This is a genomic window from Paraburkholderia fungorum, assembly GCF_046027605.1.
Classification (GTDB): domain Bacteria; phylum Pseudomonadota; class Gammaproteobacteria; order Burkholderiales; family Burkholderiaceae; genus Paraburkholderia; species Paraburkholderia fungorum_F.
In genome coordinates this window covers 35,245-61,848 of record NZ_JAQQEF010000028.1, presented here as the reverse complement: position 1 = coordinate 61,848, position 26,604 = coordinate 35,245, and the positions used below count along the sequence as shown (strand labels likewise).

Below are 26,604 nucleotides of genomic sequence, written 5' to 3'. Positions count from 1 at the left end.
CGAAGCCGACTTTGATCCGTCAAACCGACAGTTTACGCCGGTTACGGTTGCCCCGCCGGCGCACCGACGTTCGAATCCATTGCAGCAACCTTCTCCTTCAGCCGTTTTTCGACCGACGGGAACACGAACTTGCTGACGTCGCCGCCCAGCTGCGCGATTTCACGCACGATGGTGCCCGAAATGAACTGGTATTGATCGGACGGCGTCATGAACATGGTTTCGACGTCCGGCAGCAAATAGCGGTTCATGCCGGCCATCTGGAACTCATATTCGAAGTCCGAGACGGCGCGTAGGCCCCGCACGATCACGCGTGCGTTGTTGGTGCGGACGAAGTCTTTCAATAGCCCTTTGAAGCTCATCACCTGAACGTTCGGGTAGTGCCCGAGTACTTCATGAGCGATGTCGAGACGCTCTTCCAGAGTGAAGAACGGCTTCTTGTTGCGGCTGTCGGCAACGCCCACCACCAGCGTGTCGAAAATGCTCGACGCGCGTCGAACGAGGTCTTCGTGACCGCGCGTCAGCGGGTCGAACGTGCCCGGGTACACGGCGACTACCATGAGACTTCTCCTCTCTTCAGACAAAGGGGCACGTCAAAGCGTCCACGCGACGCATCTGGCACCGACCGCATGCGTGACGGTAACCCGCCCGCAGCTTGTTTTGAACGCGCATTATTCCTTATTTTCGCGCTGCAGCAAATGAAAGTGGACAGCACCCGCCTTGCCCTGCCGCACGATTTCCCAGCCGGCAAGGGTCTCGTTCCCATCCAGCTCGAGCGCGGCGCCCGCTTCCACGTACAAAAAACCTTCTGGGCTCAACAGCGGCATGGCCAGCGCGAGCGCCTTGTCGAGCAGATCGTCGCCGAACGGCGGATCGAGGAAAACCACCTCAAACGATCCTGGTGCGAGACTCGCCGCGAGGCGCAGGCCGTCGGCTTCCACGATTTCGATCGTACGCGCCGACAGGCGTTCCTGGTTCGCACGCAATTGGCTGGCGGCCCGCGCGTTGCGCTCGACCATCAACACCCGCGCCGCGCCGCGCGAAGCGGCCTCGAAGCCAAGCGCGCCGCTGCCGGCGAACAGATCGAGGCAGCGCTGCCCTTCCAGCCGTTGGCCGAGCCAGTTGAACAGCGTTTCGCGCACGCGGTCGGGCGTGGGGCGCAGGCCGTCGAGGTCGAGTACGGGCAGCGGCGTGCGCTTCCAGTCGCCGCCGATGATACGAATGGCGTGCGGCTTGCCGCCTTTGGACGAAGCGCCGTGGGCGCGTGAAGGAGCAGAACGGGGCATGCGGTTTCGGTTACGTTAGAAGTGCGCCCGCGACGCCGATGCGTGCGGGCCAGAGCGCCAACGTTACCACAGGGGAGTACGGCGTCCAGCCTGGCCGTTCGGCCAATACGACGGGCGGCGGCGCGCCTGATAAAATGTGCGGCTTCCAGCGCCTTGCATCCCGCATCGCAACGCTGCCTGCCGCTCCCACGGGTTTGTCCCGGCTGCGCGCATCGGCGCGCGCTCTCACCACGCCAGATCATGTTCAGCTTTTTCAAACGATTCAAGGGTTCGAAAGAGTCCGATAACGCGCCAGAAGAATCGCAGACCGCACCGGAAGCCTTGGCGCCAGAACCGGCTGTTGAGGCGCCGGTTGCACCCGCCGCGCCCATCGCGCCGGCGGCGGCGCCGGTTGCGCCGGTTCGCGTTGAACCGCCGTCGGCGGCCACGCTGCCCGCAAGCCAACCCGAAGCAGAAGAGCCGGCGCTCGAAGCCGTCGAAATCATCCCACCGCCGGTGCAGGACGCCGGCGAGAAGCGCTCCTGGCTCACTCGCCTGAAGACAGGCCTGTCGAAAACGAGTTCGAGCCTGACCGGAATTTTCGTCGGCGCGAAAATCGACGAGGATCTGTACGAAGAACTCGAAACCGCGCTGCTGATGTCGGATGCGGGCGTCGAAGCCACCGAATTCCTGCTCGAATCGCTGCGCGAGAAAGTACGCGCCGAGCGTCTCACCGATCCTCAGCAAGTAAAGACGGCGCTGCGCACGCTGCTGATCGACCTGCTCAAGCCGCTGGAAAAATCGCTGATGCTCGGCCGCGCGCAACCGCTGGTCATGATGATCGCGGGCGTCAACGGTGCGGGCAAGACCACCAGTATCGGTAAGCTCGCCAAGCATCTGCAAAGCTTCGAGCAGTCGGTGCTGCTGGCTGCGGGGGACACCTTCCGCGCCGCCGCGCGCGAGCAACTCGCCATCTGGGGCCAGCGCAACAACGTGACGGTCGTGTCGCAGGAAAGCGGCGACCCGGCAGCCGTGATTTTCGACGCGGTGGGCGCGGCGCGTGCCCGCAAGATCGACGTGATGATGGCGGATACCGCCGGCCGTCTGCCGACCCAACTGCATTTGATGGAAGAGCTGCGCAAGGTGAAGCGCGTGATCGGCAAGGCGCAGGACGGCGCACCGCATGAGGTGCTGCTCGTGATCGACGCCAACACCGGCCAGAATGCCCTCACGCAAGTGAAAGCCTTCGACGACGCGCTCGGCCTCACCGGCCTGATCGTCACCAAGCTCGACGGCACGGCCAAGGGTGGCATTCTCGCGGCGATCGCGCGGCAGCGTCCGATTCCGGTGTACTTCATCGGCGTCGGCGAGAAAGTGGAGGACTTGCAGCCGTTCAGCGCGGAAGAGTTTTCGGACGCGTTGCTGGGCGGTTGAACCCAGCAACGTATTCCAGCCAGACAGGCAACAAGGGCGCTCCGCAGTGAACTGCCCCCGCAAAGCCGGACATCGATCCAAGCTTTGGGGTGCAGTGCACGGAACGCCCTTCTTTCATCAAGCCATGCGCGTCATTCCGCGTCCGGCTGCACGCCAGGCGCTGCGCGCGCAAACGCGTCGAGCTGCATCGCGTGATCGTATATGCGCTGAATCGTCGGAAATTTCGCCGTGTCGACCTTGAAGCGCTGCGCGTTGAACACTTGCGGAATCAGACAGGTGTCGGCCAGTGTCGGCGTGTCGCCAAAGCACAGCTTGCCGGTACGGTGATCGCCTGCCAGATGCGCCTCGAGCGTTGCAAAGCCCGTTTCGACCCAATGCCTGTACCACGCGTCTTTCGCGTCGTCGTCAACGCGCAGTGTGTGCTTCAGGTACTTCAGCACGCGCAGATTGTTCAGCGGATGAATCTCGCACGCCATCTGCAGCGCTACCGAGCGCACATAAGCACGATCGGCCGGCGTGCCGGGCAAGAGCGGCGGCTCGGGATGCGTTTCCTCCAGATACTCGATGATCGCGAGCGACTGCGGCATCACTTCATTGCCATCGACTAACGTGGGCACAATGCCGTCCAGATTCACCTTGCGATACTCCGGCTTCAGCTGCTCGCCGCCGTCGCGCACGAGGTGCACCGGCACGTAGTCGTAAGGTAGATTCTTCACGTTCAGCGCAATGCGCACGCGATACGATGCCGAGCTACGAAAATAGCCGTAAAGCTTCATGTTGTGTGTCTCCTCCATGCGCGCTTAGACCACGCGTACACTGAACTCGCCAAGCCCATCCACGCCGCCCTTCATGAGGTCGCCCTGCACCACGGCGCCGACGCCTTCCGGCGTACCGGTGAAAATCAGATCGCCCGGTTGAAGTTCGAACAGCGTCGACAGATAGGCGATTGTCTCGGCCACCGACCAGATCAGTTGTGACACGTCCGAGCTCTGTTTTTCCTCACCGTTCACCGACAGCCAGATCGCGCCCTTGCCGACGTGGCCGATCGTCGTGACCGGATGAATCGGGCCGAGCGGCGCCGAGTGGTCGAAGCCCTTCGCGGTGTCCCAGGGACGGCCCAGCTTCTTGGCTTCCGCCTGCAGATCGCGGCGGGTCATGTCCAGACCGAGCGCATAGCCGTAGACGTGGTCGAGCGCGCTTTCCGCCGGAATGTTCTTGCCGTCTTTGCCGATCGCCGCGACCAGTTCCATCTCGAAGTGGACGTTCTTCGATTGCGACGGATAAGGAAATTCGCCGGTGGCGCCGGGCGCGACGTACAGCACGGCGTCGGCCGGCTTGGTGAAGAAGAACGGCGGTTCGCGGTCGGGATCGTGCCCCATCTCGCGCGCGTGCGCCTCGTAGTTGCGGCCCACGCAATAGATGCGGCGCACCGCGAACTGTTCGCTGGACCCCACGACCGGCACCGCGACGACTGGTGCGGGTGCAAATACGTAACTCATCCCGTTCTCCGTTTTTCTCAATTGTGCCGCGCCCGCGCGGCGATAAAGCTTCGAGTGTAACGCGCAGCAAAGCGCGATGCAGCCGTTCGGCACAGGGGCGCGTGAACCGGCGGCCCGGACGCATTGTCTCGCTGGATCGCCGGATCGCCGGATCGCCGGATCGCCGGATCGCTGGATCGCTGGATCGCCGGATCGCCGGATCGCCGGATCACCGGATCGCCGGATCGCTGGATCGCTGGATCACCGGATTGCTGGATCGCTGGGGCCTCGGAGTCCGGACCGCCGGACCGCGGCCCCACCGGACCGTCAAATCGCCATAGATGCGATACTCACACCGAACAACGTCCTTTGAATACCGTGGCCAACTGCCCCAGAAGCGGCGCGCCACCCTCGTCCCCACTGCGCCCGATGACTGACTCCGCCGACACCGCCAATCCTTTCCCCTGCGCCCGTTACATCAAGGAAATCGGCCGCGGCCCGAACGGCGCCCGCGCGCTGACAGCCGAAGATACGCGCGCGCTCTACACCGCAATGCTCGACGGCCGCGTGTCCGATCTCGAGCTCGGCGCGATATTGCTCGCGTATCGCGTGAAAGGCGAAACAGCCAATGAACTCGCCGCCATGCTGGCCGGCGCACACGCGTCGTTCGAACCGGTTCATTTGCCGCACGTGGCGTTCCGGCCCGTATCGATACCCACGTACAACGGCGCGCGCAAACAGCCGAACCTGGTGCCACTGCTCGCGCTATTGCTGGCACGCGAGGGTGTGCCGGTGCTGGTCCATGGCGTCACTGAAGATCCGGGCCGCGTGACGAGCGCCGAAATCTTCACCCATTTGCAGATCCCGCACGCGCAATCGCACGCCGATATCGAAGACGGTCTCGCCGAGCGGCGTCTTGCGTTCGCGCCGATCAAGGTCCTCGCACCGAAGCTCGCGCGGCTCCTCTCGCTGCGCCGGCGGATGGGCGTGCGCAATTCAACGCATACGCTCGTGAAAATCCTGCAACCGTTCGCGCCCGCGGGACTGCGGCTCGTGAATTACACGCATCCGCCGTATCGTGACAGCCTCACGCAACTGTTCAACACGCACCCGGACGCCGCTGCTGGTGGCGCCCTGCTCGCGCGCGGCACCGAAGGCGAAGCGGTGGCCGACACGCGGCGCCAGGTGCAAGTCGACTGGCTGCACGACGGCATCTGCGAAACGCGCGTGCCGCACGAGCGCTCGTCGTCCGACGCGCCCGAGGTCGACTTGCCCGAAGCGCGCGACGCCCCCACCACGGCCGCATGGATCGCCGCCGTGCTACGCGGCGAAGCGCCCGTGCCGAGCGCGATCGAGCGGCAAGTACAGTTGATCGTCGACGTCGCCCAAACGCCAGAGTGATGCCCGTGTGATGCCCGTCTGACCTGCCCGCGTAAGTACAGGACCGCGCCTGCGGCCATGCACCCGCGCGCCGAACATGACGGCGCGGGTTGACACGCCACAGCGAGCCGTCATATATTCAACCCATGCGTTCCCTTCCGAACCCCCTCCGAATTACCTCCGGCCGCCTGGCGCGGCCCCTATCGCTACGTCTAGCGTAAGTCAGGCGTGGCGCCGCGCGTGGCAGCCAAACTCGCTGCCCAAAGCGCGGTCCTCAAAGTAGTTCAGCCGTTCCCGTTTCACCCCCGACCGTAGTTCTTCACAACCTGTAGTCGTTTGCATTCGTCCGTTTACCGTTCGGACGAAGCGCGAGGGTCAAATGCACGTTGCATGGGCTTCATCCACGTTCGTTTTCGTCGTCACGACGACGTTGTTCGTTCGCGCCCGTTCGTTGTTGCCGCTAGCCACCGGCTGGCGCGCCGTGCATCCGTGGCAGCCCGCTAGCCGCTCGAGGCCACATCCTTTCGCATACGACACAACGAACGAGGCTCATCATGTTGCGCAATTCCGCTGAAAAATACCGCCCTTTTCCCGCTGTACGCCTGACCGGCCGTAAATGGCCGAGTCGCACCGTCAGCCAGGCGCCAATCTGGATGAGCACCGATCTGCGTGACGGAAACCAGGCTCTGATCGAACCGATGAATGCCATGCAAAAGCTCGAATTCTTCGAGATGCTGGTCGCGATCGGCTTCAAGGAGATCGAAGTGGGCTTTCCGTCGGCCTCGCAAACCGATTTCGATTTCGTCCGCAAACTGATCGAAGAAAAGCGCATTCCCGACGACGTGACGATCGAAGTGTTCGTGCCCTCACGCACGGAACTGATTGCGCGCACGTTCGAATCGCTGAAGGGCGCGCCGCGCGCCATCGTGCATCTGTACAACGCGATCTGCCCGTCGTTTCGCAAGATCGTCTTCAACCAGTCGAAGGACGAAATCAAGGCGCTGGCCGTCGAAGGCACCCGCATCATCAAGGAGCATGCTCAGGCGCGGCCGGATACGCACTGGACGTTCCAGTATTCGCCCGAAACCTTCAACACGACCGAGCTTCCGTATGCCCGCGAAGTATGCGACGCGGTGGCGCAGACGTGGCGCCCCACGCGCGATCACAAGATGATCGTCAACTTGCCCGCGAGCGTCGAGGCGGCGACACCCAACGTGTTCGCCGACCAGATCGAATGGATGGACCGCAATCTCAGCTATCGCGACAGCATCGTGCTGTCGGTGCATCCGCATAACGATCGCGGCACGGCGGTGGCCGCAGCGGAACTGGCGCTGCTGGCGGGCGCGGATCGTGTCGAAGGATGTCTGTTCGGCAACGGCGAGCGCACCGGCAATGTGGACCTCGTCACGGTTGCGATGAACCTTCAGATGCAGGGGGTCGATCCGGGCCTCGACTTCTCGGAGATCGCTGCGGTGCGGCATGTGGTCGAGCGCTGCAACCAGATTCCGGTGCATCCGCGGCATCCGTATGCGGGCGAGGCCGCAAAACAAGCCGTGTGGAGCGATGAAGATTTGCAGCGCGTAGCAGCTTGAGAGAATTTGCAGCCAGCGCTCACCCGGCGCAACTGGCGAAACGGAGTGAGCCCAAAAGGCTCACTCGATCGCGCAACGCGTCGCCTGCCAGGCAATCAGACGCCATTGCCCATCTTCCTGTGTATGAATCGCCGTGTACGCGATCGGAAACAGCAGCGCCCCGTTGTTCGCCTCCATTTCGATCAGCGCGCGCCCGGTGACGACGCAAGTCTCACGCCCCACCGGCAGCACCTCTTGCGACTGCACCTCGATCTGCCGATAGCGGCGGCGCCCAGCGGTAATACCGTCGATGAACTGCCGCTTCGTTTCACGCTTGCCGTTCGTGTGGACATAGCTCACGTTGTCCGCGAGCAGTGCATCGAGCGACTGCGCGTCACCGTCGACCATCGCACGGAAGCGCTCGCGCTCGAGTCCGCGAATCGCTTCGATTATCTTTGCCGCCATTGCTCAGCCCCTCGCACCGATGAGCCGAACGTGGCCACGGTCGTCAGAAGTTATATTGCAAATATAGCTGGTGGAAATTTATACCAGGATTGGGCTCTTTGATACCGCCGTTGGAAATATGCTGGAAGCGGTAGCCCATCTGATACTGCTGGTGGTTGCCGAGCTGCACGCCCACACCCGCCATGGGTGTGAACTGGAACGCCGTGGAGTAGTTGTAGTCGGTCGAGACCGTGGGACTCGTCAACAGGCGCACGCCCGCCCCCGCTTCGATAAAAGGACGGATCGCGCCCGTTCCCTTGATGAAGCGGATAATCGGCGTCACGCCGAATTCGCCGATGTCTTTGTGGACGTTCGCCTCGTCGGTGTGCCACCAGGCCGCATGGGCCTCACCGATCAGCGCGAAGTGCCAGTCGCCGATCTGCCACCACGTCAGATTCGGATCCCAGACAAAACCGAGATCGTACTTTTTGAAGTGATGGTCACCGGTACCGACCGCAAACTGGACGCCGAACTGGTCGGCCGCAGCCAACCCCGAAGCGCCAACCAGTACAACCGCACAGGCCCCTTTTAGAGCCAGTCCACGCAAAGCGTTTTTTTTGTTTGTCATCGAACACCCGAGCTAGCCGAACGTTGATTACCTTCTCAATGTTGGGCCTATTCTAATGACAATCCGGAATTCGTGGATCATCTGAAGAAACCTTACTTTTCGCAATTAGTCACTTCTATTTTTGGAAAAATCGGTCACTTATATGATCGCAAACAAGCTGTTAGGTAACTTCTACAGCGCGAGCGCGTTCGATACAACCGGCATCAGATAGCTATCGGAACCTAATTTTCAATAGGAATATGCGGAACTTGGATGGCCCTACGGCCTCTAAGTATTAGCACTCGGCAAATCAGAGTGCTAACATCCAACGCTGGAGTCGTTTACCTGAATACGCTTTTGTCTGATTCCAAAGGAGTTTCCTACGTGAGCCATGCAATGACCCTTCCGAGTACTCTGAGCCCGTCGTCGGCTAAGGCCGCTTCGGCAGGTGCACTGGCGCTCTCGCATTCCTCGCTGCTGCCCGGTCAACTGGGCAATATCGACGCCTACATCCAGGCCGTAAATCGGATTCCGATGCTGACGCCGGCGGAAGAACGCCAGTTCGCCACCGAATTTCGCGAGCAGGACAACCTTGAGTCCGCGCGCCGTCTCGTCCTGTCGCACCTGCGGCTGGTCGTATCGATCGCGCGCAATTATCTGGGTTATGGACTGCCGCATGCCGACCTGATTCAGGAAGGCAATATCGGCCTGATGAAGGCCGTGAAGCGCTTCGACCCGGAGCAGAACGTGCGTCTCGTGTCGTACGCCATGCACTGGATCAAGGCTGAGATCCACGAATACATCCTGCGTAACTGGCGGATGGTGAAGGTTGCCACCACCAAAGCGCAGCGCAAGCTGTTTTTCAACCTGCGCAGTCACAAGCAGGGGCTTGGCGCGTTCACGCCGGACGAGATCGAAGGTCTCGCCAAAGAGCTGAATGTGAAGCGCGAGGAAGTTTCCGAGATGGAAACGCGCTTGTCCGGCGGCGATATTGCGCTGGAAGGTCAGGTCGAAGACGGCGAAGAGTCGTACGCGCCGATCGCTTACCTCGCCGACTCGCATAGCGAGCCGACTGCCGTGCTGGCTTCGCGTCAGCGCGACAAGCTGCAGAGCGACGGTATCGCGAGTGCGCTGGACGCTCTGGACGCCCGCAGCCGCCGCATCATCGAGGCACGCTGGCTGAAGGTGGAAGACGACGGTTCGGGCGGTTCCACGCTCCACGAACTTGCCGACGAATTCGGCGTGTCGGCCGAACGTATTCGTCAGATCGAGGCGAGCGCAATGAAGAAAATGCGCGGCGCATTGACAGAGTACGCTTAACACTTAAAAGCTTGAATCGCGCCGGCGTTCGCCCGGCGCGCGAAGTTTAGCCGCAGAGCCCTGCCCTCGAAAGACGGCAGGGCTTTTTTTGTGCCCACTGAACGGCACACGCACCCAATCGCGGATCCACGCGGCCGCCGCTCAAGAACGCTCTCGCCAGACACGCGTTTCTTGACGTATCACAAACCCCATCGCAATACTGTCCAGACGGGGCGAAACTCGCGACCCAATGTCGCAGCGCTGGACTCACCGCGCAAGGTCACTGCTCCTAGAATCGGGATGCACTCGCCAGACCGCTCGGGCGGCCTGGATCCAGCCGGATTCACCGGCGTGAAGTCGCCTTCGACCGATCATGACCCTAGCCCTGAATCGCCATAGCAATCCTCGCCCGAGCCTGCGCAAACGGCTCGCCGCCTGGGTACGCGGTCCGACGCTGGCGCGGGATATCGCCATCGTCCTTGCCATCAAATTCGCACTGCTGATGGCGCTCAAGTACACATTCTTCAATCATCCGCAGGCGGAGCATATGTCGCTGCCGCCTGAGCAAGTCGCGCAGGCGCTGCTGTCCACGCCTGCCACGCATCCGTCCCAAGGTGATCAACATGCCCGTTAGCGAAGTCGTAGAACTGTCGCGCCTCCAGTTCGCCATCACGGCGCTTTATCACTTTCTGTTCGTGCCCCTCACGCTCGGTCTGTCCTGGTTGCTCGTCATCATGGAGTCCGTCTATGTGATGACCGGCAAACAGATCTACAAGGACATGACCCAGTTCTGGGGCAAGCTGTTCGGCATCAACTTCGCGATGGGCGTCACCACCGGTCTCACGCTGGAATTCCAGTTCGGGACCAACTGGTCGTACTACTCGCATTATGTCGGCGACATTTTCGGCGTGCCGCTGGCCGTGGAAGGTCTGATGGCATTCTTCCTCGAGTCGACTTTCGTCGGCCTGTTTTTCTTCGGATGGAACCGTCTCTCGAGAGTGCAGCACGTGTGCGTCACGTTCCTCGTCGCACTCGGCTCGAACCTGTCGGCGCTGTGGATCCTGGTGGCCAACGGCTGGATGAACAATCCGGTCGGCGCCACCTTCAACTATCAGACCATGCGCATGGAACTCGACAGCATCTTCTCGGTGCTGTTCAATCCGGTCGCGCAGGTGAAGTTCGTCCACACCGTATCGGCCGGTTATGTGACCGCCTCGATGTTCGTGCTCGGCGTGTCGTCGTGGTATCTGTTGAAGCGTCGCGACACCGAATTCGCGCTGCGCTCGTTCGCGATCGCCGCGGGTTTCGGTCTGGCATCAACGTTGTGTGTGATCGTGCTCGGCGACGAATCCGGCTACCGCACCGGCGAAGTTCAGCAGGTCAAGCTGGCCGCGATCGAATCCGAATGGGAAACCGCGCCCGCACCCGCGCCGTTCACGATCATCGGCATTCCGAACCAGAAGGAAGAACGCACCGACTACGCGATCCGCATTCCCTACGCGCTCGGCCTCATCGCCACGCGTTCGATCGACGAACCGGTGGTCGGCTTGAAAGACCTGATGGCACAGAATGAAGTGCGCATCAGGAACGGCATGCTCGCCTACGCCGCGCTGCAACAACTGAAGCTAGGCGACGCCACGGACGAAGCCAAAGCCGCCTTCGACGCACACAAGGCGGACCTCGGCTACGGCCTGATGCTCAAGCAGTTCACCCCGAACGTCACGGATGCGACGCCGGATCAGATCGTGCAAGCCGCCAAGAAGACGATTCCGCCGGTGGCGCCGGTGTTCTTCTCGTTCCGCCTGATGGTCGGCCTCGGCATTCTGTTCCTTGCAACCTTCGTGCTGGCGTTCTGGTTCTGTGCGCAGCGCTCCCTGCTGCTGGAGAAGCGCCGCTGGTTCCTGCGCTGGGCCGTGTGGGCAATTCCGTTGCCGTGGCTCGCGGCTGAATTCGGCTGGATCGTTGCTGAAGTGGGCCGTCAACCGTGGACCATCGCCGGCATTCTGCCGACCGCATTGTCCGCCTCGAGCCTCACGCCAGGCGATCTGTACCTGAGCATTGCCGGCTTCGTCGTGTTCTACACGGTGCTGTTCATCATCGAAATCATGCTGATGTTCAAGTACGCGCGACTCGGGCCTTCGTCGCTGCACACCGGGCGCTATCACCACGAACAGCCGCTGCATCAGCCGCTGCCGACCAACACGGCCGCCTGATTCGCCGCCACTCTGTTCCAAGGGAAAGATCATCATGGATTACGCAACCCTCAAACTGATCTGGTGGGTGTTGATCGGCGTACTGCTGATCGGCTTCGCGCTCACCGACGGCTTCGACATGGGCGCGGCGATTCTGCTGCCGTTCATCGCCAGAACCGACGCGGAGCGGCGCATCGTCGTCAATACGGTCGGTGCGACGTGGGAAGGCAACCAGGTATGGCTCATCACGGCTGGCGGCGCAATGTTCGCCGCGTGGCCACTGGTCTATGCCGCGTCGTTCTCGGGCTTCTACTTCGCGATGCTGCTGGTGCTGTTCTCGCTATTCTTCCGACCAGTCGGCTTCGACTACCGCAGCAAGCGTGAAGACCCGCGCTGGCGCAGCGCGTGGGACTGGGCCTTGTTTATCGGCGGCTTCGTACCGGCGCTGGTGTTCGGCGTGGCGTTCGGCAACCTGCTGCAAGGCGTGCCGTTCTCGTTCGACACCGATCTGCGCGTCAGGTACCACGGCGGTTTCTTCGCGCTGCTCAACCCGTTCGCCGTGCTGTGCGGTCTCGTGAGCGTGTCGATGCTGGCCGCGCATGGAGCCGCCTTCGTGAAGATGAAAGCGGACGACATCGTCGCCGAGCGTGCCTCGCTGGCACTGCGCATCGCTTCGCTCGCGGCCGTGGTGCTGTTTCTGCTTGCCGGCACGCTGATCGCCACGATGATCGGCGGCTATCAGATCATCGACGCCCCGCCGTTCGATACGGTTGCCAACCCGCTGCTGAAGAACGTAATCGGCGCACCCGGCCTGTGGCTCACCAACTACGCAAGCTATCCGTGGATGGTGAGCGCGCCGGTGGCCGGCCTCGTAGGCGGCGTACTTGCGTTGTTGCTGGCGCGCTCGCGGTTTGAAAAGAGCGCGTTCCTGTCGACCTCGCTGATGATCATCGGCGTGATCCTGACGGCCGGCTTCTCGATGTTCCCGTTCATCATGCCCTCCTCGCTCGACGGCCGCAGCAGTCTGACCGTTTGGGATTCGACCTCGAGCCGCATGACGCTGCAGATCATGCTGATCGCAGTGATCATTTTCCTGCCGATCGTCCTGATCTACACGAGCTGGGTGTATCGCGTGATGCGCGGCAAGGTGACCGCCGCGGCGCTCGAAGAAAATCATCATTCGATGTATTGACCGGCAATACGATTAACAGGAGTTTGTGATGTGGTATTTCAGTTGGTTTCTCGGCATTGGCGTGGCGTTGGCATTCGGCATTATCAACGTGATGTGGCTGGAAGCGCGCCGGCCTGTTGAAGCCGGTGAGCAGAAAACACGTTGATGCATCGGTTGCCGGCCGGCCGCCGTTAGACTCAGGCTCGTAAACGCCCAAGCGGCACCTTGAATCGAGGTGCCGCTTTTTTGTTGACGCGAGACGCGCAACTCCACCGGATGCGATGTTTTCCCACTCCCGAGCCGCGCCTTGCTTCACAAATAGCGCCGCTGCGTCGCACCGCTCACGACTATGCTTCTACCGTGCATAAAAAAAGCCCCCGGAATCCCGGAGGCTTTTCGAATAACGCGGCTCACGAACTGAGCGGCAGACCGAAGTCACCACATCTCGAAGCCTCGCTGAGATTACGCAGGCTGTGGCGCCGTACCTGCGCCCGTAGCCGGCGCCAGACGCGTCGCCAGTTGTGCGGCGTAACGCTGAGCCGCGTCGCCCACTACGATGTGGAACGTATCCGCCGAGACCCAAGCCGTATCGAGCGTGGCGAGACGTTGACGATCCACCGCCGACGGATCGCGAACCACGATACGCAGACGCGTTGCCGCCACGGCATCCAGCGACACGACGTTGCCCGCGCCGCCGAACACGGCCAGCCAACGCAGCGGATCCGGATCGAGCGCACCGGCCTGAGCACCGGCCTGAGCACCGGCTTGAGCACCGTTTACTGCCGCGACAGGCGCCGCAGCGACTGCAGGTGCTGCAGCAGCTACCGGCTTCACAGCCTCTCCACCCCCTTGCGCGATCACGGTACGGATTTCATCGGCGATGATGTCCGCTTCCGGTCCGATGATCACCTGCACGTTGGTCGAGCCGCGCTTGAGCACACCACGCGCGCCGATCGTCTTCAGTTCGCTTTCCGAGACCTTGCTGGAATCGACCACGGACAGACGCAGACGCGTCGTGCAGGCGTCCACCACCGACAGATTCGACGCGCCACCCAGCGCAGCGAGATAACGCTGCGCGCGCGGCACGGCGGTACCCGCCACAGGCGACACAAAACCGCCGGCCGTGAACGACTCGACCTGTTCTTCTTCGGCGGCGGGTTCGCGGCCCGGCGTCGCCATATTGAACTTGCGGATGAAGAAGCGGAACAGGCCGTAGTACACGACCATGTACACGAGACCGATCGGTATCGCCCACCAGCCCTTGGTCGACAGGCCGTAGTTCAGCACGTAGTCGATAAAGCCGGCCGAGAAGGTGAAGCCGAGATGAATCCCGAGCGCCGAGCAGATCGCCAGCGACAAGCCCGTCAACACCGCGTGGATTGCATACAGCACCGGCGCGAGGAACATGAAGCTGAATTCGATCGGCTCGGTCACGCCCGTCAGGAACGAGGTGAGCGCCATCGACGCCAGCAGGCCGAACACCATCGCGCGACGCTCTTTCGGGGCCTCGTGATACATCGCGAGACACGCGGCCGGCAGACCGAACATCATGACCGGGAAGAAGCCCGTCATGAACGTGCCGGCAGTCGGATCGCCCGCGAAGAAGCGGTGCAGATCGCCCGTCACCGCGGCGCCGCCCGGCGGCGTGAAGGAGCCGAACACGAACCACGTCAGCGAATTGAGAATGTGATGCAGACCCGTGACAAGCAGCAAACGGTTCAGCACGCCGAACACGAATGCGCCGAGCGCGCCCGCAGTGGTGAGCCAATGGCCGGCCGTATCGATGACAGCTTGCACCGGCTGCCATACGTAGCCGAACACGATGCCTATCACCAGACAGACCACGCCGGTGACAATCGGCACAAAGCGTTTCCCTCCGAAGAATGCGAGGTAGTCGGGCAGCTTGATGTCTTTGTACCTGTTGTACAGCAAGCCCGCGACGACACCCGCCACGATCCCGGACAACACGCCCATGTTGAGCTTGTCGTTGATGTCCTTCATCACCGCGATTTCGACCAGATAACCGATCGCACCCGCGAGACCCGCCACGCCGTTGTTGTCTTTCGCGAAGCCGACCGCCACACCGATGGCGAACAGCAACGGCAGGTTGTCGAAGATCGCGCCGCCAGCGTCGGCGATCATCTTGATGTTGAACACATCGGGCTGGCCCAATCGCAGCAGCAGGCCTGCAACCGGCAGCACTGCAATCGGCAGCATCAGCGCGCGTCCCAGGCGCTGAATCTTCAGAAACGGATTCCCATCCATTGACACCTCCAATCCTTGTCTCGTAGTCGACAGTTGTCGTTGAGTTCTAGCTTTACGTGGTTACTGGGCGAAGCTGGTTGCGGACCGTGTGGGGTTCAGTCCAAAGGCCAGGTTTCGCGGCTTACTGCTCTTACCGCCTGCGCCGATTCGAGCGCCAGGGCATCCTGGGCGCGCTGACGGCACAGCTGATAATCGAGGTTGCGCACTCGCGCCTTGATGCCCGGCACCGACACCGGATCCACCGAAAGCTCGGTCACGCCAAGGCCGACGAGCAACGGCACAGCCAGCGGATCGCCCGCCAGTGCGCCGCATACGCCAACCCATTTGCCATGCTTGTCCGCGCCTTGCACCGTCGCTGCGATCAGGCGCAGCACCGCCGGATGCAAGCCGTCCGCTTGCGCCGCGAGGTCCGCCTGACAACGGTCCATAGCGAGCGTGTATTGCGTCAGATCGTTCGTGCCGATCGAGAGGAAATCGGCGTGTTGCGACAGTTGGTCGGCGAGCAACGCAGCCGACGGCACTTCGATCATCACACCGACTTCGATCGGTTCGGTACGACCCGATTCGCGGGCGAATTCGTCAATGCGTTTGCGGATGCGGATCAATTCGCCGACGTCCGTCACCATCGGCAGCAGGATGCGTACTGCGCCAAGCGGTTGCACCGCGAGCAGGCCGCGCAACTGATCGTCGAGCAGATCGGGGCGCACTTGTGCGAGACGGATGCCGCGCAGGCCGAGCGCCGGATTCGGTTCCGGTGGCAGCGTCAGGTAATCGACTTCTTTGTCCGCGCCGACATCCAGCGTACGAATGATCGCAGTGCGGCCGCTCAATGCATCGACGATCGCTTGGTAGCTCTGACGATGTTCGTCGACGGTCGGCGCCGCAGAGCGATGAATGAACAGCAGTTCGGTGCGCAACAGGCCGACGGAATCGGCGCCGTTGTCGACGGCGGTTTTCGCGTCGTCGAGCGTGGCAATGTTCGCGGCGACTTCGATCGCATGGCCATCGGATGTCACTGCCGCCTGTTGCGACGTGCGGCGGTTCGCTTCGCGCACGCCGGCGAGGCGGCTGCGCTCGAGGCGCGCACGTTCGACGTCGAGCTCGGTCGGCGCGAATTCGAGGCGGCCGGTGGTGGCGTTCACCACCACTTGCGTGCCTTCGGGGATCGCGTGCAAGGCATCGCCGACTGCCACCAGCGTCGGAATACCGGCCTGGCGCGCGAGAATCGCCGCATGCGAAGTCGCACCGCCGCGCGCCATCACGAGTGCAGTGACGCGCGAGCGATCCAGAGAGGACAGATCCGACGGCGTGAATTCTTCCGCCGCCAACACGGCTTCTTCCGGCAGCGTGCGCGCCGCGGCATTCGTATAGCCGAGCGCACGCAACACGCGCTTTTCGATGTCGCGCAGATCGGCGGCACGTTCGGCGAGCAACGCGTCTTCGATATTCGTCAGGATGGTGATCTGTGCGCGGATCGCTGCGCGCCACGCAAACCCGGCACTCTTGCCGAGGCTGATCAGATCGCGCGCGGCGTCGAGCAGCGTCGGGTCTTCGAGCAATACGCGATGCACCGCGAAGATGCCCGCCTCGCCCACCGCGCCGCGTTGCGACGCATCGCGTACGGTCGTACCGAGGTCCGTGTCGACCGTGGCAATCGCCTTGTCGAGCAGACGGCTTTCCGCCGCCGACGTGCCGTTCGCCTTTTCCGGCGGATCGATGTCCGCGTCGTCCCAGCGCACCAGCTTGCCGACCGCCACGCCCTGCGACGCGCAGACACCCGCCAGCGTATTCGGCGCGAGCGTTTCACCCGTCGGCCGCGCAACCGCTTGCGGCGCCGGCGAGCTTTGGCGCGCCGGTTTTTCTTCGACTTCGCCGTGCGCTTCACGCGTCAATTCATGAGCGATCGCTTCGATCGCGGCTTTGGCTTGCGGCCCCACGCCGAGCAGCTCGACGGTCGCGCCTTCGCCAGCACCAAGACCGAGCAAACCGACCACGCTCTCGATCGCCGCCTTGCGCCCTTCGTAACGCACTTCGACGCGCGCGTCGAAACCACGCGCCGCTTCGCGAGCGCGTGCCGCCGGCCGCGCATGCAAACCGCCGGCGTGGACCAGCGTGACTTGCTGCCGGGCTTCTTCGGTCACGTTGGTAGCACTCGCCTGGCGCGATGCATGTGCCGCCTCGCCGCCGCGAGCGCGCAGCACCAGCAACGGCGTTTCACCTGCCTTCAGCATGCCGCCCTGCACACGCTCGATAATCTCGAACGCGTCCGAATTGGCTATCGCGATCACCGAGACCAGACTCGGCGCGTTCAACGCGACCTGGTCCTGATCGAACTCGATCAGCACGTCGCCGGCACGCACCTGTGCGCCTTGCGCGACCATCGGCGCAAAGCCCTTGCCGTTCAACTCGACGGTATCGATGCCGATGTGAAGCAAAATCTCCACACCTTCGGCCGTCGCGAGCGTGACCGCGTGGCCGGTGCGCGCGAGATGGGTGATGGTGCCGTCGCACGGCGCGACGAGCCGCCCCTCGAGCGGATCGATGCCGATGCCGTCGCCGAACATGCCGCCCGAAAACACAGGGTCGGGCACATTCGCCAGCGGCACGACCGGTCCGGTCAGCGGCGCGAGCAAAACAATATGGCCTTCAGAATGGCTCTTCAAGCGGGACTCCTCGACACGTCGCATCTGATTTCTCGTCAGTGAGTTTCGGTGACTTTGTTGAGATGGCGGGGCGCGTCAGGATTGCGCCCGCGTGCGGCGGCAAGGCCGGCGGCCATCACGTAAAAGGACAGGATCGCGGCGATCGGATCGAGCGCAGCATGAGCGGTAGTGGCAAGCGGCAGCGTGGCTTCCGGCACGTCGGCCGGTGCGGCGAGCAGCACGCGTGCACCGCGCGCCTGCATGTCGCACGCGAGTTGCAGCAAGCCGGCTTGCTCGGGACCGCGCGGTGCGAAGACCAGCAGCGGATAGTCGCGGTCGATCAGTTCCATCGGACCGTGCCGCACTTCCGCGCTCGAAAACGCTTCGGCCTGAATGCCCGAGGTTTCCTTCAGTTTCAGCGCGGCTTCCTGGGCGATCGCGAGACCCAGACCGCGGCCGATCACGATCATGCGCTCGATGCCGCGCAGTTCGTCCACTGCCTTCGACCAGTCGAGCTTGCCGGCGGTTTGCAGTGCATCGGGCAGCGTGTTCAACGCGCCGAGCAGTGCGTCGTCTTTCTGCCAATGTGCGACCAGTTGCGCGGAAATCGACAGCATCGCGATGTAGCTCTTGGTGGCCGCGACGCTCAGTTCCGGACCGGCCACGAGCGGCAGATGAAATTCGCAAGCGTCGGCCAGTGGCGAGTTTGGCGCGTTCACGGCGGCCACCGTCAATGCGCCGGCCTTGCGCAACGCGTCCATCGTGCCGACCAGATCCGGGCTCTTGCCCGATTGCGAGAACGCCAGCGCGAGCTGAGCGCGCACCTGCAAGGGCGCTTGCTGCAATGTCGCGACCGACATCGGCAGCGAGGCGACCGGCACACCGAGGCGGCTCATCGTCAGGCTTGCGAAGTAACTCGCGGCATGGTCCGAGCTGCCGCGCGCGACGGTCAGCGCGACATGGCGCGGCTGCTCGGCGAGCTTCGCCGCGAGAGCCTCGACGCGCGATGTATCCGTGAGTTGCGCGGCGACCGTTTCAGCGGACGCCAGCGCCTCTTTAAGCATATTCGACAATTGATTCTCCTTCGACGTAAGTCGCGCTCAACGCCAGTTCACGATCGAACACGACCACATCGGCCCACGCGCCACGCGCAATGCGGCCGCGGTCTTCGATGCCGAGGTAGTCGGCGGCGTAGCGCGACAAACGGTTTGAAACATCGGCGATCGGCAAGCCGATCGAGACGAGATTGCGCAGTGCCTGATCCATCGTCAGGGTGCTGCCGGCGAGCGTGCCGTCAACGAGACGCACGCCGCCGAGGCACTTCGTCACGCGCTGGCTGCCGAGGCGGTACTCGCCGTCGGGCATGCCGGTGGCCGAGGTGCTGTCCGTGACCACGTAGAGACGCGGAATCGCGCGCAACGCGGCACGGATCGCGCCCGGATGAACGTGCAGCAAATCGGGAATGATTTCGGCGAATTCGGCGTGCGCGAGCGCGGCGCCCACGAGGCCAGGATTGCGGTGATGCAACGGCGACATCGCGTTGAACAGATGCGTGAAGCCACAAGCGCCGTGCTTGAGCGCGGCAACGGCGTCGTCGTAGGTGCCGAGCGAATGGCCGAGCTGCACGCGCACGCCGCGCGCCGCCATCTCGGAGATGATCTCCATGTGGCCGGCGATTTCCGGCGCCAGCGTGACCACGCGAATCGGCGCGATCGACAGATACTTCAGCACTTCGTCCATCACCGCCGAGACGGCGGCGTCGGGCTGTGCGCCAAGCTTGCCGGGGTTGATGTACGGACCTTCCAGATGGACGCCGAGCACGCGCGCACCGCCTGGCGTGCGAATCCGCGCGTTGTTGCCCAAGCCCGCGACGACATTCATCAGCTCGTCGCGCGGCGCGGTCATCGTGGTGGCGAGCAGGCTGGTCGTACCGTAACGCGCATGCGTGCGGGTGATGGTTTCGATCGCGTCGCCGCCTTCCATCACGTCGGAGCCGCCGCCGCCATGCACGTGCAGATCGATGAAGCCGGGCAGGATGTAGGGCGCGTCATTCTTCGCCGGATCGGCGCGCTCGCCGGTCAGCGCCGTGATGCGGCCGTTTTCGTATTCGAGCGTGCCGTGAATCCACCCATCGGTGGTGAGTATGTTTCCGGTCAGCATGATTCTCTCTGGTGAGACGTAATGCGGGTGTGACTGAAATGCGCTCGATGGCGCCGCATGCGGGCGGGCCACGCGGCCCGCTCAGTGCCCAAATCAGATGCGCCAGTCAGGTGCGCAATTCCGCGACAAAGTCGTAGTAATCGTCGCGGCAATAGGTGTCGGTCAGTTCGATCGCTCGCTGGTCCGCGCTATAGCCGATACGGGTGATGACCAGCAGCGCCGAGCGGGGTTCGATATCCATCAACGAGGCGATCTCGCTCGAAGCGTTGACCGCGCGAAAATGCTGCAAGGCGCGCACGACGGCGGCGCCGCGTTGTTCGAGATAGCTGTAAAGCGATACGCCGATGGCTTGCGGATCAGGCACGATCGCCGCCGGCAGCGCCGAATGCTCGACCGCCATCACGATGCCGTCCGCGCGCCGCAGGCGCCGCAGACTCGCCACCGCCGCGCCGGGCGACAAGCCGAGGTGCACCAGCTCGTCACGGTTGGCGGCGCGGATATCGCGCTCGAGCCACACCGAATCCGGCCGGAACCCACGTTGCTGCATCTTCTTTGTGAAACCGGTGAGCCGCGATAAAGGGTCTTCGACGCGCGGCGTAATGAAACTGCCCGCGCCCCGCGCCCGCCGGATCAAACCTTGCTCGACCAGCAGTTCGATCGCCTTGCGTGCGGTGATGCGCGACACGCCGATCGCATCCGAGAGCGTGCGCTCCGAGGGCAGCGCTTCACCTGCCGACCACACGCCACAGTGGATCGCCGTCGCCAGATTGCGCGCGAGCTGCAGATAGAGCGGCGTGACGTTGCGAGCGTCAGGCATCAGTGCGGACCAGCGAGTTTCCATGGGGCTCCGGCGGTCGTCTCGAGAAGTGCGGCCTACGAAAATGAGAGCCCATTATATAACCAACATAATACCAGTCAATCGACTGGTCTCATGCTGGTATGGGCCGCCGAAAGCCTTACAGGACGGGCTTCAGAGCGTGTTTAGGGGTGTCGGATAGTGGATTTCGGAGATCGGGATTTACCCCTATGGGGCATACGGGCTGCCCTTCCCCAGGTTCACACGGGCCCCCATTTACAGGATCGGCACACGGGAACGATACCTTTTTGATACCAGTTTGATGCACCCCGCGGTAGCGTGCTTTTTTAAAAAGTTGCCTTCCAATATAGTGGTGGGCAGCAAGCCAAAAAAATTCCCCCGGGGAGCAGCTTTTGACAGATTCCGAGGCGCTATGGCGCGCTCAGGCCGTCCGCCATTTCAACCGCTTCTATACCCAGCACATCGGCGCACTGCACGAGCATTTGGCAAAGAGCGCCTTCTCGCTGACGGAAGTGCGCGTACTGCACGAGCTGTCCCGCGGACGCGCGCAGACGGCCTCGGGACTCGGGCGCAACCTCGGCCTCGACAGTGGCTATCTCAGCCGCCTTCTGACCAGCTTCGAACGACGCAATCTGATTACGCGGCACCCGTCCGACTCGGACGCGCGCCAGTCGCTGATCGCCTTCACCGACGAAGGTCGTGCGGCCTATGCGCCGCTCGAGACAGCTGCGATCGACGAAGTATCGGCGCTGCTGAACGGTCTCACCATGCTGTCCCAGGACCAGTTGATCACCGCGATGAAAGTGATCGAGCGGCTGCTCGACGGCAAGCCGCAGCGTGAACCCGTGGTCCTTCGGCAACCGCGTGCCGGCGAATGCGGCTGGCTCGTGCATCGACAGGCACAGTGGTTCGCCGCGCAATACGGCTGGGATCAATCGTTCGAAGGCTTGCTCGCGCGCATCGTCGCCGATTACTCGCAACGCGGCGATCCGGTGCGCGAGATGTGCTGGGTCGCCGATCAGGAAGGCGTGGTGGTCGGCTCGGTGTGCATCGTCGGGGTGTCCACGACGGTGGCGGGCGTACGGCTGTTGTGGGTCGAGCCGGACGTGCAGCGTCTTGGTATCGGCACGCAATTGATCAGCGAATGCATGCACTTCGCCAGACGCGCGGGGTACACGAAGCTCACGCTGACCACCGCCAGCACGCTGGAAGAGCCGCGACGGCTATGCGAACGAGCGGGCTTTAAGCTCGCCTGCGCGACGGCGGAGCGGCGCTTCGGCAAGGATCTGACGATCGAACGATGGGAGCTGGAGCTGGCTTAGCGATAGCGAAGCAACGATGCATAAAAAAACGCCACGGTTTTGTCGCCGTGGCGTTTTTGTTTACGGCCGGCCAGACGCGGTCGACGTGGCCGCTTAGAACGACGGCACCACCGAACCCTTGAATTGCGTCTTGATGAACTGGCGCACGTCTTCCGACTGGTAAGCCGCAACCAGCTTCTTGACCCACGGCTTGTCCTTGTCCTGCGTGCGCACGGCGATCAGGTTCGCGTACGGGCTGTGGATATCTTCGAGCGCGATCGCATCTTTGGTCGGCTGCAGACCGGCGGCCAGTGCGAAGTTCGTATTGATCGCGGCAGCGTCGACATCCGACAGCGAGCGCGGCAGTTGTGCTGCGTCGAGTTCAACCAGCTTGATCTTCTTCGGATTCTCGGCGACATCGAGCGGCGTGGCGTTGTTGCCGTTCGTACCCGCGCCCGCCTTCAGCTTGATCACGCCTTGCGTCTGCAACAGCAGCAGCGCGCGGTTTTCGTTCGACGGATCGTTCGGCACCGCGATCTTCGCGCCTTGCGCCAGATCCTTCAACGACTTCAGTTTCTTCGAATAGATGCCGAGCGGCGAGATGTACGTCAGGCCTGCATTGACGATCTTGTAGCCACGCTGCTTGACCTGGCTGTCGAGATACGGCTGGTGCTGGAAGCTGTTGGCGTCCAGATCGCCGGCGTCGAGCGCGGCGTTCGGCTGCACGTAGTCGTTGAATTCGACCACCTTCACGTTCAGGCCTTCACGCTTCGCCACTTTCGTGACGACTTCCCAGATTTGCGCGTCCGGACCGCCGATGGTGCCGACCTTGATCACCTTGTCGTCGGCATGAGCGCCGAAGCTGGTGACGATCGCCGCGCTGGCGATCACTGCCGAGAGGGCTTTGAGGATGTTTCTGCGCTGCATGTGATTCTCGCTTTCTCTGATCGATGTCAGATTCGGGTGGAAGCCGGCGGCGTGCATCTTGTGGATGGGCCGCCAACTGGACCGTAAATGGTCTCATATGCCCGGCGAGATGGGAAATATCACGATCGCATATGGTTATGCTCCTGCAACGGCGCGCGACGGGACCGCGTGCAGACAACGCAGCACGCGGTCACCTTGGCCCCGCCATCGCGGCGCCGGCGCCGTTCACGCGAAACGCGCTCACCGTGTCGCGCAAACGCCCTGCCTGATCTTGCAACGAAGCCGCCGCAGCGGCAGCCTGTTCGACCAGAGCCGCGTTTTGTTGCGTCACTTCGTCCATCTGCGTGACCGCGCGGCCCACCTGCGAAATACCACTGCTCTGCTCCTCGGACGCTGCGGCGATCTCCCCCATGATGTCAGTCACGCGCTGCACCGCTTGCAGAATCTCGCTCATCGTCGTGCCAGCCTGCTGGACCAGCGTCGAACCGTTGTACACGCGCTCCACCGACGCGCCGATCAACTGCTTGATCTCCTTGGCCGCCGTTGCCGAGCGTTGCGCGAGACTGCGCACCTCGCCCGCGACGACCGCGAAGCCGCGGCCTTGTTCGCCGGCGCGCGCGGCTTCGACCGCTGCGTTCAGCGCCAGAATATTGGTCTGGAACGCGATGCCTTCGATCACACCGATGATGTCGGCGATCTGCCGCGAGCTGTCATTGATCTCGCCCATCGTGCCGATCACGCGGCTCACCACGTCGTTGCCGCGCATCGCGATTTCCGACGCGTTGTGCGCGAGGCCGCTCGCTTGACGCGCATTGTCCGCGTTCTGCTTGACCGTCGCCGTGAGCTCTTCCATGCTCGCCGCGGTCTCCTGCAACGAGGCCGCCTGCTGCTCGGTGCGTTGTGACAGATCGCCATTGCCGGCCGCGATCTGCTGCGTCGCCGAGGCGATGGATTGCGCCGAGTGGCGAATCTCGCCGATGGTCCGCTGCAAACGGTTCTGCATCTCGTGCATGGCCGCCATCATGCTGCTCTTGTCGTGCGCACGAAGCTCGACGACCTGCGTGAGATCACCCTTCGCGATGCTCGCGGCAAGCCGCGCCGCCTGGTCCGGTTCGCCGCCGAGACTCGCGCGCACGTTGCGGATGATCAGCAGCATCGCCAGCGAAATGATCGCGCCGATCACCAGCACGACAAGCAGGTGGCCAAGCAGCGTTTCGTAGTAGACCGTGTCGATGTCCTTGATGAATACGCCGCTCGTGATGTTCCAGTCCCACGGCGCGAAACGCACCACGTAGCTGATTTTCGGCACCGCGGTTTCGCTGTGCGGCAGGCGTCCGCGATATTGCGCGAAACCCCGGCCGGTAGCCTTGGCCGCGTCGACGAGAGCGACATACAGCAGCTTGCCGTCCGGATCCTTGAAATCGCCGACAGGCTTGCCGGTCATTTGCGGCAGCGTCGGATGCATCAGCACGACCGGCTTCGAGTCCATCACGAACAGATAGCCGGATTCGCCGTAGCGCATCGTAGCCAGGCGTGCGAGCGCTTCGCGCTGCGCGTCGGCCTCGCTCATCTTGCCGCCCTGCGAGAGCGTGTAGTAGCCGTTCACGACGCCCTGCGCCGCCTCGACGAGATTTGCCATGCCCGCCTTGCGCTCCGCCAGCATCGTGCTGCGCGTTTCGACCGCGCTCCACAGCCCGACGCCAAGCAACCCTAGCCAGACGAGCGCGAGCGACAGCCATAGTTTTCGATTCAAACTCATCCTGCTCATTGTGGTGGCCTCTTTCGTGTGATTCGTGTTCTGTTTGCGGTCTGAATGGTGAGCCGGACGCCATGCGGTCGCGAATTGCGACCGGGCGTTGGATCTGACGCGCAAACGATTGCCTCACATATATCGGCGTGGCAGCCGGTCGACTTTAGGGAATTTGTAAGGAACCGACGGCCGGGGAGAGAGGTGCCGACGTTGGCGTGAGCGACAAGTCGTTCGCTGAACAGAAGCTCGCGCGTGACGAGGTGAATGTTCCGATAGCGGCTTGAGGGATACAGGAAGGAAATTGAATAGGGGCGCGCGGCAGATGGACGCGCCCGCCTGGATCAGTGCATCAATGTTGATGCATCAATCGAGCAGCAGCTTGAAGTCGTGCACCCACGGCGTGGCGCCCTGGCCATCGCGCGCGAACAAACGCAGCTTGCCGTCTGTGTCGAACACATAGCTCGCCGCCGTGTGGTCCATCGTGTAGCTATCGGGCGTCTTGCCTGGCACCTTTGCGTAATAGACGCGGAAGTCTTTCGTGATCTTGGTGAGTTGCGCCTGATCAGCCGGACGCAAGCCGGCGAATGTCGGGTTGAACGCCGGCACGTATTGCGCAAGCAAAGCCGGCGTGTCGCGGTCGGGATCGACGGTGACGAACAGCACCTGCACACGCTTCGCGTCTTCCGGGCCGAGTTGCTGGAGCGCTTGCGAGAGCTCGGCCATCGTGGTGGGGCAAACGTCCGGGCAGTGCGTGTAGCCGAAGAACAGGACCACCACCTTGCCCTTGTAATCCGCCATCGTGCGAATCTTGCCGGACGTGTCGGGCAGCGAGAAGTCGCTCCCGAATTGCGTGTTGCCGGTGATGTCGAGGTTCGTGAACGCAGGCGGCTGCTTGCCGCAGCCGGCCACCAGCAATGCGCCACCAAGTGCGCAGGCAATCACGGCGACACGCGCGGCGGCACGCGCCGTGCGCACAAAGCGTTGTGTAAGCATGGGTGTTACGCGCCGATCACGACGCGCGCATAGTGGTCGATCAACAGCGCGGCGAACAGCAGCGACAGATAAACGATCGAGTAACGGAAGGTCTTACGCGCCAGGTCGTCGGAATATTCGCGATGGATCTTCCACGCATACGCGAGGAACACCGCGCCGAGCAACACAGCCGCCGCGAGGTACACGACGCCGCTCATGCCGGAGATGAACGGCATCATCGTGACCGCGAACAGGATCACGGTGTACAGCAGAATGTGCAGGCGCGTGTACTTTTCGCCGTGCGTATTCGGCAGCATCGGCAGACCGGCGTTTTCGTAGTCTTTCCGGCGATACAGCGCGAGCGCCCAGAAATGCGGCGGCGTCCACACGAAAATGATCAGCACGAGAATCCACGCGTCGCCCGGCACGTGACCGGTGACGGCGGCCCAGCCGAGCGCCGGCGGCATCGCGCCCGACGCCCCGCCGATCACGATGTTCTGCGGCGTGGCCGGTTTGAGCACCAGCGTGTAGATGACCGCATAGCCGACGAACGTGGCGAGCGTGAGCCACATGGTCAGCGGATTGGCGAACGTGTAGAGCGTCCACATGCCAAGGCCACCGAGCACCGCCGAAAACAGCAGAATTTGCGGGGTCGTGATTTCGCCGCGCGCGGACGGCCGCCACGAGGTGCGACGCATCTTCGCGTCGATCTTCTGTTCCATCAGGCAATTGATGGCGAACGCCGCACCGGCCAGCAGCCAGATGCCGACGGTGCCGCCGATCAGGACGGTCCACGGCACCATGCCGGGCGTCGACAGAAACATGCCGATGACTGCGCAGAACACAGCGAGCTGCGTGACGCGCGGCTTCGTCAGGGCGATGTACTGGGAGACCCGGCTACCGGGCGTTTGGGAGAGAGTTGTGCTGTCCAT

23 protein-coding genes and 1 pseudogene are annotated in these 26,604 nt (G+C 62.9%); 9 read left to right on the top strand and 15 right to left on the bottom strand.

Features of this window, described 5'->3' with window-relative positions; genetic code table 11:
• Nucleotides 1–41: 41 nt before the first annotated feature.
• Together coaD and rsmD are read right to left on the bottom strand one after the other, a co-directional pair.
• A complete protein-coding gene (gene coaD / locus PQR53_RS32065; RefSeq protein WP_408463294.1) occupies nt 42–557 on the bottom strand; it encodes a pantetheine-phosphate adenylyltransferase in 516 nt (171 codons plus the stop codon).
• 111 nt (nt 558–668) lie between these two features.
• Nucleotides 669–1,283 carry a 16S rRNA (guanine(966)-N(2))-methyltransferase RsmD gene (rsmD, locus tag PQR53_RS32060; protein ID WP_408463292.1) on the bottom strand — a complete coding sequence of 205 codons (615 nt, stop codon included), beginning with the start codon at nt 1,281–1,283 and terminating at the stop codon, nt 669–671.
• A 240-nt stretch (nt 1,284–1,523) separates the two neighbouring features.
• Between rsmD and ftsY the strand changes: the two genes are divergently transcribed.
• A complete protein-coding gene (ftsY, locus tag PQR53_RS32055) occupies nt 1,524–2,696 on the top strand; it encodes a signal recognition particle-docking protein FtsY (RefSeq protein WP_408463289.1) in 1,173 nt (390 codons plus the stop codon).
• 131 nt (nt 2,697–2,827) lie between these two features.
• Here ftsY and maiA read toward each other — a convergent pair whose 3' ends face one another.
• Nucleotides 2,828–3,472 carry a maleylacetoacetate isomerase gene (gene maiA / locus PQR53_RS32050; RefSeq protein ID WP_408463286.1) on the bottom strand — a complete coding sequence of 215 codons (645 nt, stop codon included), beginning with the start codon at nt 3,470–3,472 and terminating at the stop codon, nt 2,828–2,830.
• A 24-nt stretch (nt 3,473–3,496) separates the two neighbouring features.
• Nucleotides 3,497–4,195 carry a fumarylacetoacetate hydrolase family protein gene (locus PQR53_RS32045; protein ID WP_408463284.1) on the bottom strand — a complete coding sequence of 233 codons (699 nt, stop codon included), beginning with the start codon at nt 4,193–4,195 and terminating at the stop codon, nt 3,497–3,499.
• A gap of 408 nt (nt 4,196–4,603) precedes the next feature.
• On the opposite strand from PQR53_RS32045, the gene ybiB reads away from it, so the two are divergent.
• Both ybiB and PQR53_RS32035 read left to right on the top strand, forming a co-directional pair.
• A complete protein-coding gene (ybiB, locus tag PQR53_RS32040; RefSeq protein WP_408463281.1) occupies nt 4,604–5,575 on the top strand; it encodes a DNA-binding protein YbiB in 972 nt (323 codons plus the stop codon).
• Between the two features lie 533 nt (nt 5,576–6,108).
• Nucleotides 6,109–7,092 (top strand): annotated as a pseudogene (locus PQR53_RS32035) (2-isopropylmalate synthase); the annotation flags it as partial.
• Between the two features lie 114 nt (nt 7,093–7,206).
• Here the strand turns inward: PQR53_RS32035 and PQR53_RS32030 are convergent.
• Nucleotides 7,207–7,590: a nuclear transport factor 2 family protein gene (locus PQR53_RS32030; RefSeq protein ID WP_408463278.1), complete on the bottom strand. Its 384-nt coding sequence runs from the start codon at nt 7,588–7,590 to the stop codon at nt 7,207–7,209.
• Nucleotides 7,591–7,633: 43 nt separating this feature from the next.
• Nucleotides 7,634–8,197 (bottom strand): acyloxyacyl hydrolase, encoded by a 564-nt coding sequence (locus PQR53_RS32025; protein WP_408463275.1) that lies wholly within the window; start codon nt 8,195–8,197, stop codon nt 7,634–7,636.
• Between the two features lie 363 nt (nt 8,198–8,560).
• On the opposite strand from PQR53_RS32025, the gene rpoH reads away from it, so the two are divergent.
• The 5 genes from rpoH (at nt 8,561) to cydX (ending at nt 13,004) form a co-directional block, all read left to right on the top strand.
• Complete coding sequence (gene rpoH / locus PQR53_RS32020) at nt 8,561–9,496, top strand: RNA polymerase sigma factor RpoH (RefSeq protein ID WP_007179432.1); 936 nt, start codon at nt 8,561–8,563, stop codon at nt 9,494–9,496.
• Nucleotides 9,497–9,848: 352 nt separating this feature from the next.
• Entirely contained in the window at nt 9,849–10,109 is a 261-nt protein-coding gene (gene cydP, locus PQR53_RS32015; protein WP_408463273.1) for a cytochrome oxidase putative small subunit CydP, read from the top strand.
• A complete protein-coding gene (locus PQR53_RS32010; protein WP_408463271.1) occupies nt 10,099–11,688 on the top strand; it encodes a cytochrome ubiquinol oxidase subunit I in 1,590 nt (529 codons plus the stop codon). The genes cydP and PQR53_RS32010 overlap by 11 nt, the downstream gene beginning before the upstream one ends.
• Nucleotides 11,689–11,722: 34 nt before the next feature.
• The gene (cydB, locus tag PQR53_RS32005; protein WP_408463268.1) at nt 11,723–12,859 is read left to right on the top strand and encodes a cytochrome d ubiquinol oxidase subunit II; all 1,137 of its coding nucleotides are present in this window, start codon (nt 11,723–11,725) and stop codon (nt 12,857–12,859) included.
• 28 nt (nt 12,860–12,887) lie between these two features.
• The gene (cydX, locus tag PQR53_RS32000; RefSeq protein WP_408463265.1) at nt 12,888–13,004 is read left to right on the top strand and encodes a cytochrome bd-I oxidase subunit CydX; all 117 of its coding nucleotides are present in this window, start codon (nt 12,888–12,890) and stop codon (nt 13,002–13,004) included.
• Between the two features lie 296 nt (nt 13,005–13,300).
• Here cydX and nagE read toward each other — a convergent pair whose 3' ends face one another.
• From nagE to PQR53_RS31975, 5 genes are all read right to left on the bottom strand, one after another.
• Entirely contained in the window at nt 13,301–15,103 is a 1,803-nt protein-coding gene (gene nagE, locus PQR53_RS31995) for an N-acetylglucosamine-specific PTS transporter subunit IIBC (RefSeq protein ID WP_408463262.1), read from the bottom strand.
• A gap of 95 nt (nt 15,104–15,198) precedes the next feature.
• Nucleotides 15,199–17,790: a phosphoenolpyruvate--protein phosphotransferase gene (ptsP, locus tag PQR53_RS31990; RefSeq protein ID WP_408463260.1), complete on the bottom strand. Its 2,592-nt coding sequence runs from the start codon at nt 17,788–17,790 to the stop codon at nt 15,199–15,201.
• Nucleotides 17,791–17,801: 11 nt separating this feature from the next.
• The gene (locus tag PQR53_RS31985; RefSeq protein WP_408463385.1) at nt 17,802–18,809 is read right to left on the bottom strand and encodes an SIS domain-containing protein; all 1,008 of its coding nucleotides are present in this window, start codon (nt 18,807–18,809) and stop codon (nt 17,802–17,804) included.
• Nucleotides 18,802–19,905, bottom strand: a complete 1,104-nt coding sequence (nagA, locus tag PQR53_RS31980) for an N-acetylglucosamine-6-phosphate deacetylase (protein ID WP_408463257.1) — start codon at nt 19,903–19,905, stop codon at nt 18,802–18,804. The genes PQR53_RS31985 and nagA overlap by 8 nt, the downstream gene beginning before the upstream one ends.
• A gap of 106 nt (nt 19,906–20,011) precedes the next feature.
• Nucleotides 20,012–20,746, bottom strand: a complete 735-nt coding sequence (locus PQR53_RS31975) for a GntR family transcriptional regulator (protein WP_120297531.1) — start codon at nt 20,744–20,746, stop codon at nt 20,012–20,014.
• A 368-nt stretch (nt 20,747–21,114) separates the two neighbouring features.
• Here PQR53_RS31975 and PQR53_RS31970 point away from each other — a divergent pair, with 368 nt between their 5' ends.
• The gene (locus PQR53_RS31970; RefSeq protein WP_408463254.1) at nt 21,115–22,044 is read left to right on the top strand and encodes a bifunctional helix-turn-helix transcriptional regulator/GNAT family N-acetyltransferase; all 930 of its coding nucleotides are present in this window, start codon (nt 21,115–21,117) and stop codon (nt 22,042–22,044) included.
• Between the two features lie 93 nt (nt 22,045–22,137).
• On the opposite strand, the gene PQR53_RS31965 is transcribed toward PQR53_RS31970, so the two are convergent.
• The 4 genes from PQR53_RS31965 to cyoE all read right to left on the bottom strand — a co-directional run bounded on the left by PQR53_RS31965 (nt 22,138) and on the right by cyoE (nt 26,604).
• Nucleotides 22,138–22,950, bottom strand: a complete 813-nt coding sequence (locus PQR53_RS31965) for a MetQ/NlpA family ABC transporter substrate-binding protein (protein WP_408463251.1) — start codon at nt 22,948–22,950, stop codon at nt 22,138–22,140.
• 190 nt (nt 22,951–23,140) lie between these two features.
• Nucleotides 23,141–24,718 carry a methyl-accepting chemotaxis protein gene (locus PQR53_RS31960; RefSeq protein WP_408463248.1) on the bottom strand — a complete coding sequence of 526 codons (1,578 nt, stop codon included), beginning with the start codon at nt 24,716–24,718 and terminating at the stop codon, nt 23,141–23,143.
• 345 nt (nt 24,719–25,063) lie between these two features.
• On the bottom strand, nt 25,064–25,693 hold the full coding sequence (locus tag PQR53_RS31955) for an SCO family protein (protein WP_408463245.1): 630 nt from the start codon (nt 25,691–25,693) through the stop codon (nt 25,064–25,066).
• Between the two features lie 5 nt (nt 25,694–25,698).
• The gene (cyoE, locus tag PQR53_RS31950) at nt 25,699–26,604 is read right to left on the bottom strand and encodes a heme o synthase (RefSeq protein ID WP_408463242.1); all 906 of its coding nucleotides are present in this window, start codon (nt 26,602–26,604) and stop codon (nt 25,699–25,701) included.